Annotated in this window: 13 protein-coding genes and 1 tRNA gene; 11 read left to right on the forward strand and 3 right to left on the reverse strand. The window is 67.3% G+C overall.

All coding sequences use genetic code 11. From position 1 onward, the window contains the following. Positions 1-97: 97 nt before the first annotated feature. The 10 genes from IPF36_RS18730 to IPF36_RS18775 all read left to right on the forward strand — a co-directional run bounded on the left by IPF36_RS18730 (position 98) and on the right by IPF36_RS18775 (position 8,242). Positions 98-487 carry an MbcA/ParS/Xre antitoxin family protein gene (locus tag IPF36_RS18730; RefSeq protein WP_063238628.1) on the forward strand — a complete coding sequence of 130 codons (390 nt, stop codon included), beginning with the start codon at positions 98-100 and terminating at the stop codon, positions 485-487. After that, a complete protein-coding gene (locus IPF36_RS18735; protein ID WP_133096818.1) occupies positions 447-1,199 on the forward strand; it encodes an RES family NAD+ phosphorylase in 753 nt (250 codons plus the stop codon). The genes IPF36_RS18730 and IPF36_RS18735 overlap by 41 nt, the downstream gene beginning before the upstream one ends. Positions 1,200-1,321: 122 nt before the next feature. Beyond that, positions 1,322-1,398, forward strand: a tRNA-Met gene (locus IPF36_RS18740). A gap of 249 nt (positions 1,399-1,647) precedes the next feature. After that, positions 1,648-2,232, forward strand: coding sequence for an NUDIX hydrolase (locus IPF36_RS18745; protein ID WP_135705011.1), 585 nt, complete (start codon positions 1,648-1,650; stop codon positions 2,230-2,232). A 37-nt stretch (positions 2,233-2,269) separates the two neighbouring features. Beyond that, positions 2,270-3,022 (forward strand): leucyl/phenylalanyl-tRNA--protein transferase, encoded by a 753-nt coding sequence (gene aat, locus IPF36_RS18750; RefSeq protein ID WP_133096816.1) that lies wholly within the window; start codon positions 2,270-2,272, stop codon positions 3,020-3,022. Positions 3,023-3,089: 67 nt separating this feature from the next. Beyond that, positions 3,090-3,884, forward strand: a complete 795-nt coding sequence (locus IPF36_RS18755; RefSeq protein WP_133096815.1) for an arginyltransferase — start codon at positions 3,090-3,092, stop codon at positions 3,882-3,884. Positions 3,885-3,965: 81 nt separating this feature from the next. Next, entirely contained in the window at positions 3,966-5,000 is a 1,035-nt protein-coding gene (locus tag IPF36_RS18760; RefSeq protein WP_133096918.1) for a quinone-dependent dihydroorotate dehydrogenase, read from the forward strand. A 403-nt stretch (positions 5,001-5,403) separates the two neighbouring features. Then, positions 5,404-6,381 (forward strand): ABC transporter substrate-binding protein, encoded by a 978-nt coding sequence (locus IPF36_RS18765; protein ID WP_116317769.1) that lies wholly within the window; start codon positions 5,404-5,406, stop codon positions 6,379-6,381. Between the two features lie 168 nt (positions 6,382-6,549). Continuing rightward, positions 6,550-7,446, forward strand: a complete 897-nt coding sequence (locus IPF36_RS18770) for an ABC transporter permease (protein ID WP_029047685.1) — start codon at positions 6,550-6,552, stop codon at positions 7,444-7,446. 1 nt (position 7,447) lies between these two features. After that, a complete protein-coding gene (locus tag IPF36_RS18775) occupies positions 7,448-8,242 on the forward strand; it encodes an ABC transporter ATP-binding protein (protein ID WP_063238620.1) in 795 nt (264 codons plus the stop codon). A 135-nt stretch (positions 8,243-8,377) separates the two neighbouring features. On the opposite strand, the gene IPF36_RS18780 is transcribed toward IPF36_RS18775, so the two are convergent. The 3 genes from IPF36_RS18780 to IPF36_RS18790 all read right to left on the reverse strand — a co-directional run bounded on the left by IPF36_RS18780 (position 8,378) and on the right by IPF36_RS18790 (position 11,353). Beyond that, positions 8,378-9,424 carry a tripartite tricarboxylate transporter substrate binding protein gene (locus IPF36_RS18780; protein ID WP_133096813.1) on the reverse strand — a complete coding sequence of 349 codons (1,047 nt, stop codon included), beginning with the start codon at positions 9,422-9,424 and terminating at the stop codon, positions 8,378-8,380. 97 nt (positions 9,425-9,521) lie between these two features. Then, complete coding sequence (locus tag IPF36_RS18785) at positions 9,522-10,355, reverse strand: phosphate/phosphite/phosphonate ABC transporter substrate-binding protein (RefSeq protein ID WP_195429531.1); 834 nt, start codon at positions 10,353-10,355, stop codon at positions 9,522-9,524. Then, a complete protein-coding gene (locus IPF36_RS18790) occupies positions 10,352-11,353 on the reverse strand; it encodes an ornithine cyclodeaminase family protein (protein ID WP_133096811.1) in 1,002 nt (333 codons plus the stop codon). Before IPF36_RS18790 ends, IPF36_RS18785 begins: the two co-directional genes overlap by 4 nt. A 115-nt stretch (positions 11,354-11,468) precedes the next feature. Here IPF36_RS18790 and IPF36_RS18795 point away from each other — a divergent pair, with 115 nt between their 5' ends. Then, entirely contained in the window at positions 11,469-12,356 is an 888-nt protein-coding gene (locus tag IPF36_RS18795) for a LysR substrate-binding domain-containing protein (RefSeq protein ID WP_133096810.1), read from the forward strand. Positions 12,357-12,363 lie beyond the last annotated feature (7 nt).

The following is a 12,363-nucleotide window of genomic DNA, read 5'->3' on the forward strand; positions in this document are numbered from 1 at the left end:
CCCGCCAGCATCCGGCGGGCCGGACCTTTTTTGCCCCAAACACTTCCCTTCTGAAATCGTTCGCCTATAATCTTTCTGAAGAAACAGGAGCAAGGCGATGCAATCCAGGCGGATCCCGGAAACAGACCCCGCCGGCGGCCCCGACCCCGGCACCACGCTGACCAAGGCGGTAATGCGTGCCGCCGGCTTCCTTGGCATCAGCCAGGCGGTGGTGGCAAGCGTCCTGGGGATCAGCACGGCTTCGGTATCGCGCATGGCATCCGGCGGCTATGTACTCGACGCGCACCGCAAGGAGTGGGAATTCGGCGTGCTCTTTGTACGCCTGTTCCGCTCGCTGGACGCAATCCTCGGCCATGGCGACCAGGCGCGGCTGTGGCTGACGCATGAAAACCTGGCACTGGGCGGCAAGCCCATCGAAATGATCCGCACAACGGAAGGTCTGGTCCGTGTCGTTCACTACCTGGACGCCACCCGCGGTCGCATCTGAGCGCCGGCAGTTCGCGCTCACGTTGTGGCGGGCGGTGGAAGCCCAGCACGTTGTCTCCACCATGCCGCTGGTCGACAGCCTCGAAGAACAGGCCGTGCTGGAAGCCGTGCTCGATGCCGGCAAACCCGCCGTGCCGGTCGAGGCACGCCACCTGCACTATCTGCTGTTCACCCCCTTTCGCTACCCGCCGTCTCCCTGGGGTTCGCGCTTCCGTGCCGCGCAGGATCCCGGCGTGTTTTACGGCGCCGCGGAGATCCGCACGGCCTGCGCGGAGCTGGGCTACTGGCGCTGGCGCTTCCTTAACGACAGTCCGGCGCTGCCGGGCATCGACGCGCGCGCGCAGACGCTGTTCGAAGTGCGCATCGCCACCGACGGCGTGGCGCTCGACGCCCCGCCCTTCGACCGCGATCGCGATGCCTGGACCGATCCCGACCGGCACGAACCCTGCCAGGCCTTCGGCCGCGTCGTGCGCGAAGCCGGCCTCGGCATGATCCGCTACACCTCGGTACGCGACCCGCATCACGGCCTGTGCGGCGCCGTGCTGACGCCGCGCGCTTTCGCCCACCCGCAGCCACTGGCAACCACCACCTGGATGCTGACCGTGCGCCCCGACCGCGTGATCTGGCAGCGCGACGACCTGCAGCAGCGCGACAGCTTCGAGTTCGCCGCCACGCTGTGGCAGCGCACAAGCGATAGTCCGGGCGAGGGCTGAACCTGTTCGCGCTCGCGGCGATCTAATCGTTGTGGCACGCGGGTTTTCGCGGCGCTTGGCGATACTTCCAGTCAGGTGTTGCAATGCGCAACCAGGTGCCCTATAATCTTTTCTTCGACGGACGCGGGGTGGAGCAGTCTGGCAGCTCGTCGGGCTCATAACCCGAAGGTCGCAGGTTCAAATCCTGCCCCCGCAACCAACCGCTGATGATGCGGTTGGACACTGCAAGTCATCCGATCCGATTCGGTCCCATTCGGTCCGCTCGACAGACAAACCCGCCACTGGCGGGTTTTTTGTTTTGGCCGCGCCGTTTTGCGCAGCCTCAGCACACACGCCGGCAGCATCATCGGTGCGGCATGCAACCGACCTCACCGTGCTGCCCTGCTGACCCGCCGCGGCGCCCTCCGCGAGGGTGATACACTTTCGCCATTCCTCCCGGACGCCCCTCATGAAATTCTGCTCGAACTGTGGCCATGCGGTCGTGTTGCGTGTGCCTGACGGCGACAACCGCCCGCGCAGTGTCTGCGACAGCTGCGGCACCATCCACTACGTCAACCCGCGCAATGTCGTGGGAACGATTCCGGTCTGGGAAGACAAGATCCTGATCTGCAAGCGCGCGATCGAGCCGCGCTATGGCTCCTGGACCCTGCCCGCCGGCTTCATGGAAATCGGCGAGACCACCGCGCAGGCCGCCGCGCGCGAGACGCTGGAAGAAGCCGGCGCGCGCGTGCAGGTGGGCGAGCTGTTCTCGATCCTCAATGTGCCGCATGTGCACCAGGTCCACCTGTTCTACCTGGCCACGCTGGACGACCTGGACATCGCGCCGGGCGAGGAAAGCCTGGAGGTCAAGCTGGTGGAAGAGGCCGACGTGCCGTGGGACGAACTGGCGTTCCCGACCGTGATCCACACGCTGCGCTGCTTCTTCGCCGACCGCGCCGCCGGCCGGCTGCAGGACGGCAGCTTCCGGCTGCATAGCCTGGATATCGACAAGCCCATGCGCCCGCTGACCAGCCGGGCCACGGTCACGCCCTGAGCGCCGGCCGGCGCGCGCAACACCCGGCACGGCCCTCATGATCGCCTGGCTGGAGCCGCACGACCCGTTTCCTCCGGTGGAGGAGGCGCTCGGGCCCGATTCCGACGCGCCCGGCTTGCTGGCGGCTAGCCGCGACCTGTCGCCCCAGCGCCTGCTGCTGGCGTACCGGCAAGGCATCTTTCCGTGGTATTCGAGTGGCCAGCCGGTGCTGTGGTGGAGCACCGACCCCCGCATGGTGCTGGCGCCGCAGGCATTGCGCGTGTCGGTGACGCTGCGCAAGACGCTGCGCCGCGTGCTGCGCGACGCGGACTGGGAAATCCGCGTCGACGACGATTTCGCGGCGGTGATGCGCGCCTGCGCCACCACGCCGCGCGACGGGCAGGACGGCACCTGGATCACCGGCGACATCATCGCCGCCTATGGCACGCTGCACCGCAACGGCCTGGCGCATTCGGTCGAGACCTGGTTCCGCGGCGAGCGTGTCGGCGGCTTGTACGGCGTGGCGCTGGGACGGATGTTCTTCGGCGAGTCGATGTTCGCGCACCGCACCGACGCCTCCAAGATCGCGCTGGCGGCGCTGTGCGCCTTCCTCGGCAACCACGGCGTGGCGATGATAGACTGCCAGCAGGAGACCGACCACCTGGCCTCGCTGGGCGCCAGCCCGATCCCCCGCGCGCAGTTCGTGGCACATGTGCGCGCGGCGGCGCTGCAGCCCGCGATCCACCCGTGGCGGTTCGACAAGTCGGTGCTGGAGTGCTGGGCCGGAACGCCAGCCGCGCCAGCCGGTTGAATCCCGGGAAGGACGCCGCCCCCGCCAAACGTCCGCCCGCATCGTCCCGCCCGGAGCCCCCAGAGTCATGAGCAAGCTGAAGGAACTACCGCTCTCTGCGCTGCAGTTCTACGCTACGGCGCCCTACGCTTGCAGCTACCTGGAAGGCCGCATGGCGCGCTCGCAGGTCGCCACGCCCGCGCACCTGATCAACGCCGACGTCTATTCGCGCCTGGTGCGCGCAGGTTTCCGGCGCAGCGGCATCTTCACCTACCGGCCATATTGCGACGATTGCCATGCCTGCACGCCGTGCCGGGTGCTGGTCGACCAGTTCACGCCCGACCGCTCGCAGCGCCGCGCCTGGCGCCGGCATGAGCACCTGCAGGCGCTGGTGGCGCCGCTGACCTACGTCGAAGAGCACTATTCGCTGTACCTGCTGTACCAGTCGATGCGCCACGCCGGCGGCGGCATGGACCAGGACAGCCGCGACCAGTACGAGCAGTTCCTGCTGCAAAGCCGTGTCAATTCGCGCCTGGTCGAGTTCCGCGAACCTCCGGGATCGCCCGAGGCAGGCCGCCTGCGCATGGTCAGCATGATCGACGTGCTCGACGACGGGCTGTCGTCGGTCTACACCTTCTACGACCCGCTCGAGCGCAACGCCAGCTACGGCACCTTCAACATCCTGTGGCAGATCCAGCAGACCCACGCGCTCGGCCTGCCGCACCTGTACCTGGGCTACTGGATCGCCGACAGCCGCAAGATGGCGTACAAGGCACGCTTCCAGCCGCTGCAGGTGCTGACCGGCAACCACTGGCACGCCTTCGAGGAAAAGGACGCCGCCGCGGCCCCAGACGCCCCCGACACGCCTCCCGCGAAGGAGTAGCCCGCCACCGGGCAAGCGGACCAGCCGCTACAATGCCGGGCTGGAATTCACTCTGTGACGGCCCCGCCGGCCGGCTGCCCCGTGCTCAACGCGCTCTACCCCCTGTTTCGCCCCGCCCTGTTCTCGATGGATGCCGAGGACGCCCACCATTTCACGCTGAACAACCTGCTGCGCGCCCACCGCATGGGCCTGGGCGGCTGCATCGGCAACAAGATCGCCGACGATCCGCGCACCGTGATGGGCGTGCGCTTCCCCAACCCGGTCGGGCTGGCCGCCGGGCTGGACAAGGACGGCGCGTATATCGACGGGCTGGCCGCGTTCGGCTTCGGCTTTATCGAGGTGGGCACGGTCACGCCGCGCGCGCAGCCGGGCAACCCGCGCCCGCGCATGTTCCGCCTGCCGCAGGCGGATGCGCTGATCAACCGCATGGGCTTCAACAACGGCGGCGTCGATGCCTTTGTCGCCAACGTCAAGGCGTCGCGCTGGAAGGCCGAGGGCGGCGTGCTGGGGCTGAATATCGGCAAGAACGCCGATACGCCGATCGAGCGCGCCAATGACGACTACCTGTACTGCCTGGAGCGGGTCTACCCGCACGCCAGCTATGTGACGGTCAATATCTCGTCGCCCAACACCAAGAACCTGCGCCAGCTGCAGGGCGCCAGCGAGCTGGACAGCCTGCTGTCGACGCTGAAGGACGCGCAGCAGCGCCTGGCCGACCAGCACAAGCGCTACGTGCCGCTGGCGCTGAAGATCGCCCCGGACCTCGACGCCGACCAGATCGGCAATATCGGCGACGCGCTGGTGCGGCACAAGATCGACGGCGTGATCGCCACCAACACCACCATTTCGCGCGAGGCGGTCAAGGGGCTGCCGCATGCCGAGGAAGCCGGCGGCCTGTCGGGGCGCCCGGTGTTCGAGGCCTCCACGCGCGTGGTGCGCGCGCTGCACGCCGTGGTCGGCGATGCGGTGCCGATCATCGGCGTGGGCGGCATCTTCAGCGGCGCCGATGCGCGCGCCAAGATCGACGCCGGCGCGAAGCTGGTGCAAGTCTACAGCGGGCTGATCTACCGCGGCCCGGCGCTGGTGCGCGACTGCGCCGCGGCCTTGCGTCGCTAAGCCTTCTCCATCCCCCTGCCGGGGCCCGGCTCGAGGAAAACCTCGACGCCCGGGATGCGCAATTGCATGAAGATGGGATCGCCGCAATCGGGGTAATCCACAAGGAAATCACGAATCCCGCGCAATAATATGCGCCTGAATGGCCGATAGCGGGCGCCTGACAGCATCGGATGCCGCGCTTTGGCATGATGACTACGCATTTCGTGCGCGAGAAGTGGTATCCTCGCAGGCTTATCGCTGTCGCATCCGACGCGCCCGCGCACGCTCCCTCTCGCCGCAGGAAGCCGCCGCGCACGCCCCGGACCGGCACCGTCCGCCAGTGCACGGGCGAGCGCCAGGACAGCGGACCGAACCATCCGCGGCCGCATCCATCCAGAACCGAGCATTCGGGGGAGAACAGATAATGAAGTCTATCAAGGGTCTCGCAGCAACCAAGTCGATCCTGGGCGGCGCCGTGGCGCTGGCCTTGCTGTACGGCGGTGCCGTGCAGGCCCAGACCGTCAAGGTACTGTCGATCGTCGACCACCCCGCGCTGGACGCGATCCGCGACGGCGTGCGCGCCGAACTGAAGGCGGCCGGCTATGACGCCGACAAGAGCCTGAAGTGGGAATACCAGAGCGCCCAGGGCAACACCGGCACCGCCGCGCAGATCGCCCGCAAGTTCGTCGGCGACAACCCGAACGCCATCGTTGCCATCGCCACCCCGTCGGCCCAGGCCGTGGTCGCCGCGACCAAGACGGTGCCGGTGGTGTACTCGGGCGTGACCGATCCGGTCGCCGCGCAGCTGGTCAAGAGCTGGGCCGCTTCGGGCACCAACGTGACCGGCGTGTCGGACAAGCTGCCGCTGGACAAGCAGGTCGCCCTGATCAAGCGCGTGGTGCCGAAGGCCAAGAACGTGGGCATGGTCTACAACCCGGGCGAGGCCAACTCGGTGGTGGTGGTCAAGGAACTGAAGGAGCTGCTGGCCAAGGAAGGCCTGACGCTGAAGGAAGCCGCCGCGCCGCGCACCGTGGACATCGGGCCGGCCGCCAAGAGCCTGATCGGCAAGGTCGACGTGATCTACACCAACACCGACAACAACGTGGTGTCGGCGTATGAGTCGCTGGTCAAGGTCGCCAACGAATCGAAGATCCCGCTGGTGGCGGCCGATACCGACAGCGTCAAGCGTGGCGCGGTGGCCGCGCTGGGCATCAACTACGGCGACCTGGGCCACCAGACCGGCAAGGTCGTGGTGCGCATCCTGAAGGGCGAGAAGCCGGGCGCGATCGCTTCGCAGACCAGCGACAACCTGGAGCTGTTCGTGAACACGGGCGCCGCCGCCAAGCAAGGCGCCACGCTGTCGCCGGAGCTGATCAAGGAAGCCAAGACGGTCATCAAGTAAGCACGTCACTGCCCGCCGCCGTCGCAATACGGCGGTGCCCTGCCGCGCCTACCCGGCGCGGCAGGCGCAGACCGGGCGAGGCGGCGGGCGGCTCCACACGGGCCGCCGTGCCGCCCCGCTCCAAACCGGCGCCAGGGTAGCCGCCGGCCCCCGCAACAGGATTCCCCCATGTCCCTTTTTTCCCTTCTGGGCGCCCTGGAGATCGGCCTGATCTTCAGCCTGGTCGCGCTCGGGGTGCTGATTTCCTTCCGCATCCTCAACTTCCCCGACCTGACCGTTGATGGCAGCTTTCCGCTGGGCGGCGCCGTTGCCGCGACGCTGATCGCCGCCGGCCAGGACCCGTTCCTGGCGACCGTGGTCGCGATCGCAGCCGGCGCGCTGGCTGGCTGGATCACCGGCTGGCTCAACGTGCGTCTCAAGATCATGGACCTGCTCGCCAGTATCCTGATGATGATCGCGCTGTACTCGGTCAACCTGCGCATCATGGGCCGCCCCAACGTGCCGCTGATCACCGAGCCGACCCTGTTCACCATCCTGCAGCCGGAATGGATGCCTGACTACGTGCTGCGCCCGCTGGTGCTGTTCATCGTAGTGGTGATCGCAAAGCTCGGCCTGGACTGGTTCTTCAGCTCGCAACTGGGCCTGGCGATGCGCGCCACCGGCGCCAACCCGCGCATGGCCCGCGCGCAGGGCATTCCCACCGGCCGCGCCACGCTGGCCGGCATGGCGCTGTCCAATGCGCTGGTGGCACTGGCCGGCGCGCTGTTCGCGCAGACCCAGGGCGGCTCGGATATCTCGATGGGCATCGGCACCATCGTGATCGGCCTGGCCGCGGTGATCATCGGCGAAACCGTGCTGCCGGCGCGCCGCCTGATCTGGACCACGCTGGCCGTGGTGCTCGGCGCCATCCTGTACCGCTTCTTCATCGCGCTGGCGCTGAACAGCGACTTCATCGGCCTGAAGGCGCAGGACCTGAACCTAGTCACCGCCGCGCTGGTGACGATCGCGCTGGTGCTGCCGGCCACGCGCAAGAAGCTGTTTGCCCGCAAGAACGGAGGTGCCTGAGATGCTGCGCGCACAAGACCTGAAGCTCACCTTCAACCCGGGCACCCCGATCGAGACCCGCGCGCTGCGCGGACTCACGCTGGAAATCCCGAGCGGCCAGTTCGTCGCCGTGATCGGCTCCAATGGCGCCGGCAAGTCGACCTTCCTGAACGCGATCAGCGGCGACCAGATGGTCGACTCGGGCCGCATCACCATCGATGACACCGACGTCACGCGCCAGCCGGCATGGGACCGGGCGCACCTGGTGGCGCGCGTGTTCCAGGACCCGATGGCCGGAACCTGCGAGGCGCTGACCATCGAGGAGAACATGGCCCTGGCGATGGCGCGCGGCGCGAAGCGGGGTTTCCGCCCGGCGCTGAACCGCGCCTCGCGCGAGCTGTTCCGCGAGAAGCTGCGGCTGCTGAACCTGGGGCTGGAAAACCGCCTGACCGACCGCATCGGCCTGCTGTCCGGCGGCCAGCGCCAGGCGGTGAGCCTGCTGATGGCATCGCTGCAGCCGTCGCGCATCCTGCTGCTGGACGAGCATACCGCCGCGCTGGACCCGAAGACCGCCGCGTTCGTGCTGGAACTGACCGCGCGCATCGTCGAGGAGAGCAAGCTGACGACGATGATGGTGACGCACAGCATGCGCCAGGCGCTGGACTACGGGCAGCGCACGGTGATGCTGCACCAGGGACAGGTGGTGCTGGATGTCTCTGGCGACAAGCGCAAGGGGCTGGATGTGCCGGACCTGCTGAAGATGTTCGAGCAGACGCGGCATGAACAGCTGGATGATGACGCGCTGTTGCTGGGCTGACAGCGCTGACATCCAAGAAGAATGGGGAGCTTTGGCTCCCCATTCTTTTGCGTTCGATGACGCTTGAGTGTCCCGAATGTTTGCTCCCCTCTCCCGCGAGCGGGAGAGGGGAGCAAACCGGCAGCATGCAAACGACTAATCGATCGTGATGCGCCGCTGTCTGATCAACCCCGCCCACCGGACACTCTCCTTCTGGATTGTTGCCGCCAGCTGCTGCGGCGTGCCACCCGCCGCCTCCATCCCCAGCGTTGCCAGCTTTTCCTTCAGCGCCGCATCGGCCAGCACCGCGTCGGCATGCTGGCTGAGCTTGCGTACGATCTCGGGCGGCGTACCCGCCGGCGCCATCAGCGCATACCACGACACCGCCTCGAATTTCGGGAAGCCCTGCTCCGCGATCGTCGGCACATCGGGCAGCACCGTCGAGCGTTTGGTGCTGGCCACGCCCAGGGCGCGCAGCTTGCCTGCCTTGATATAGGGCAACGCCGCCGACAGCTGCGCGAACATCATCGTCACCTGCCCGCCGACCACATCGGTCATGGCCGGGCTCACGCCCTTGTACGGCACGTGGTTCAGCTTGACGTTGGCATCGAGCTGCAGCAGTTCCCCGGCGAGGTGCGCCTGGCTGCCGGCGCCGGGCGAGGCGAAACTCAGTTCGCCCGGTTTCTGTGCGGCCAGCTTGAGCAGGTCCGCCAGCGATCTGGCCGGCGTGGCCGCGTTGACCACCAGCACGTTTTCGGCGGTGGCGAGCATCGCCACCGGCGCCAGGTCGGACTGCTTGTAGGGAAGGTTTGGCATCAGCGTGGGATTCACCGCGATATTCCCGACCGGCACCAGTGCGATGGTGTAGCCGTCTGGCGCTGCCTTGGCCACCATGTCGACACCGATGGTGCCGGCGGCGCCGGCCTTGTTCTCGACCAGCACGCTCTGGCCGGTGGCCTTGGCGATGCCCTCCCCGACGGCGCGCGCCAGCACGTCGGCGGGGCCGCCGGCGGCAAACGGCACGATCAGGCGGACCGGCCTGGCGGGATAAGCCGGCGGCTGGGCATGGGCCGGCGCCGCACCGAGCCATGCCGCGCAGGCTGCCGCACAGGCAAACAGGCAATGCATGGCAAGGCGCCGGATGTCAGAACTCACGAAAGACTTAACATCGGATTTCACAGCGGCATTCACAGCGGATTTCATGACGTTTTCCCCAATTTGGCAGTAATCAGGCTATGGCTCCTCCACCGCGCCGGCAGTCTTGTTATCGCCGATGGCCGTGTGCGGTCAGACACGTTGCCTATCCCGTGCCCCGCTCTGCAGCGGCGGGACCGGTCAGCGCAAAGCTCGCGCGATCCGCTTCATTCGCCATCGCGGGCAGGCAGGCATAGTCGCCCGGCTGCACCTCAACGAAGCGCGCCAGTTCCAGCGACGCCAGCAGCGCGGTGCCGGCGGCATCCTCATGCATTCCCAGCAATGCCGCACGCACGCGAGCACACTGCTGCGGATCGGTTCCCGCCGACGCGACCAGCACCGGAATCGGTGCGGGCGGCGTCAGCGCCAGCGTCTTCAGCTGCGCGGCAAGCCCCGGGTCATAGCGGCGCAGCAGGTCCATCACATAGCTGTCGATCACCCCCACGTCGGCATCGCCAGCAAGCACGGCATCGATGACCTCGCGCGGAGTTGGCGTGGCCATCGCAGCGGGCCGGTACAGCGACTGCGTACCCGCCGGTGCCAGCCGCATCAGGTAATAGCGCGGCGCGTTATAGCCCGAGTTCGACTCAGGCAACATGCATGCCAGCCGCCCGCCGAAGGTTTGCGCCAGGGACTGCACCGGCGCATCGGCGCGCACGATGAACTCCGTGAAATAGACCGGCCTTCCGCCATAGCGCGCATGCGACGGAACCGGCGCGGCCAGCAACTGCGGCGTAACCGGCGCGCTCGCGTACGGATAGCCACACATGAACACGCAGCCGCAGTCCGGCCGCGCCCACAGCGCGCTGACCGGCGCCGGCGCGGGATGCCCGACATACGGCAACGCAACGCCCGCGCGCTCGGACACGCGCGCCAGCAGCGCGCGCCATGCCGCTTCGGCCTGCGGCGTTACCGCGTACATGCGGGCATTGGCAATCATGCGTACACCAGCTTCTGGCCCAGCCCGCGCTGCTCGGCCTTCTTCAGGATGGCATGTCCCAGCGCGATATCGCTGAGCGACAGGCCGCGGTGCCAGAACAGGTTGGTTTCGTCGTCGCTCTGGCGGCCGGGCTTGCGGCCGGCGGCGATCTCGCCCAGTTCGGCGTAGAGCGTCTGTTCCGACAGCTTGCCCGCTTCGACATGCGCGCGCAGCGAGCCGAACATGCCGCCCTTGCACTGGCCCCAGTCGTCCACCACCATCCGCGTCATGATGTCGGTCAGCGACAGCTCGACCGCGCTCATGGTGCCGTAGGGCACGACGAACGCACCGGGCTTGATCCATTCGGTCTTGAGCATCGGCGTCGGGCGCTCCAGGCGCGACGCCTCGACCACGATGTCGGCGCCGCGCACGCACGATTCCCAGTCGTCCGTCACCACGATCTTCTTGCCGAGATCGCGCTCCAGCCGCGCGGCAAAGGCATTGCGGCTTTCCGGACGGCGCGAATGCACGCGGATCTCGTCGAAGTCATAGAGGCTGTCGAGCAGGCGCACATTCCAGTACGAGGTGCCGCGCGCGCCGATATGGCCCAGCACCTTGCTGTCGCGGCGTGCCAGGTGCTTGGCGCCGAGCGCGGTCAGCGCGCCGGTGCGGGCATCGGTGATGAAGGTGGCGTCGATCACCGCCACCGGCATGCCGGTGCGCGGATCGAACAGGTTCAGCATGGCCATCTCCGAAGGCAGGCCGAGCTTGTAGTTGTCGACGAAATCGCCGACGACCTTGACGCCGGCCAGCCCCAGCGGCGCCACGTAGCCGCGCAGCACGTTGAAGTGGCCGTTGAAGGCCGGGTCCGGCATCAGGTGCACGCGCGGCTCGATCACGGTCTGGCCATTGCCCTGCGCAACCAGTGCCTGTTCCACCGCATCGATGATTTCGGCATCGGTCATTTCCAGCCGCGCAATGTCCCGGCCGTTGAGATAGGTGAGATGAATGTCAGCCATACGGTCCCCGCTCTCCAGATCAGTGTGTGGTGTGTCGATGGAGTCCAGTGTAGGGTTGGCGCCCTTGACTGTCATATGCTTATATATCCGCCTGCCTTAACATCAGGTTAATGCCATGAAAATGAACCTGCGCCAGATCGAAGTCTTCCGCGCGGTGATGCTGACCGGATCGATCAGCGGCGCATCGAAGCTGCTCTATGTGTCGCAACCGGCCATCAGCCGGCTGATGTCGCACACGGAACAACGGCTCGGCCTCGAACTGTTCCGCCGCACCAAGGGGCGGCTCTACCCCACGCCGGAAGCGCGGCGGCTGCTGGGCGAAGTCAATGCGGTCTATGAAGGGATCGAGCGCGTCAACGAGATCGCCGAGGATCTCGCCGCCAACCGGACCGGCAGCCTGCGCATCACATGCAGCCCCAACCTGGGGCAGACCGTGCTGCCGCGCGCGATCGCCAGCTTCCGCGCCGCGCACCCGGCGGTGCGCGTGGTGGTGCGCACGCAGATCCCCGGCAACATGTTGCGTGCGCTGCTATCGGGACAGGTGGACCTGGCGGTGTCGAACATGCCGCTGACGCACCCTAACCTGGAGGCGCGGCTGCTGGTGAAGAACGAGATCGTCGCGCTGGTGCCGGTGGAACATCGGCTGGCCACGCGCAAATGGGTGCGCCCCGCCGACCTGATCGGCGAAGACCTGATTGGCTATGGACCCGATGTGCCGTTCGCGCTGCTGGTGCACGAGATGTTCGGCAACGATGGCGACCAGCCCGACATGCGGGTACAGGTGGAGCAGGCCCATGTGGCGCGCGCGCTGGCGCAGGCCGGTGCCGGCATCGCGCTGGTCGATGCCATGACGGTATTCGGCGCGAACTGGCCCAATATCGTCGCCGTGCCGATCCGCACCAGGGTCAATGCCTCGGTGCAGATCTTCCATGTGCAGACGGAGCCGCTGTCGCGGCTGTCGCTGGAGTTCGTGGAGACGCTGACGGGGATGATGAAGCGTTGAGCCGCGG

Origin of the sequence: Cupriavidus sp. IK-TO18, assembly GCF_015549295.1 — a bacterium.
Taxonomy (GTDB): domain Bacteria; phylum Pseudomonadota; class Gammaproteobacteria; order Burkholderiales; family Burkholderiaceae; genus Cupriavidus; species Cupriavidus oxalaticus_A.

Bases quoted from the DNA above. Each gene is read 5' to 3' on its own strand.
- IPF36_RS18765 (WP_116317769.1), top strand. From the start codon at position 5,404: ATGAAGTCTATCAAGGGTCTCGCAGCAACCAAGTCGATCCTGGGCGGC.
- IPF36_RS18730 (WP_063238628.1), top strand. From the start codon at position 98: ATGCAATCCAGGCGGATCCCGGAAACAGACCCCGCCGGCGGCCCCGAC.
- IPF36_RS18745 (WP_135705011.1), top strand. From the start codon at position 1,648: ATGAAATTCTGCTCGAACTGTGGCCATGCGGTCGTGTTGCGTGTGCCT.
- IPF36_RS18775 (WP_063238620.1), top strand. From the start codon at position 7,448: ATGCTGCGCGCACAAGACCTGAAGCTCACCTTCAACCCGGGCACCCCG.
- IPF36_RS18795 (WP_133096810.1), top strand. From the start codon at position 11,469: ATGAAAATGAACCTGCGCCAGATCGAAGTCTTCCGCGCGGTGATGCTG.
- IPF36_RS18770 (WP_029047685.1), top strand. From the start codon at position 6,550: ATGTCCCTTTTTTCCCTTCTGGGCGCCCTGGAGATCGGCCTGATCTTC.
- aat (WP_133096816.1), top strand. From the start codon at position 2,270: ATGATCGCCTGGCTGGAGCCGCACGACCCGTTTCCTCCGGTGGAGGAG.
- IPF36_RS18785 (WP_195429531.1), bottom strand. From the start codon at position 10,355: ATGATTGCCAATGCCCGCATGTACGCGGTAACGCCGCAGGCCGAAGCG.
- IPF36_RS18780 (WP_133096813.1), bottom strand. From the start codon at position 9,424: ATGAAATCCGCTGTGAATGCCGCTGTGAAATCCGATGTTAAGTCTTTC.
- IPF36_RS18755 (WP_133096815.1), top strand. From the start codon at position 3,090: ATGAGCAAGCTGAAGGAACTACCGCTCTCTGCGCTGCAGTTCTACGCT.
- IPF36_RS18790 (WP_133096811.1), bottom strand. From the start codon at position 11,353: ATGGCTGACATTCATCTCACCTATCTCAACGGCCGGGACATTGCGCGG.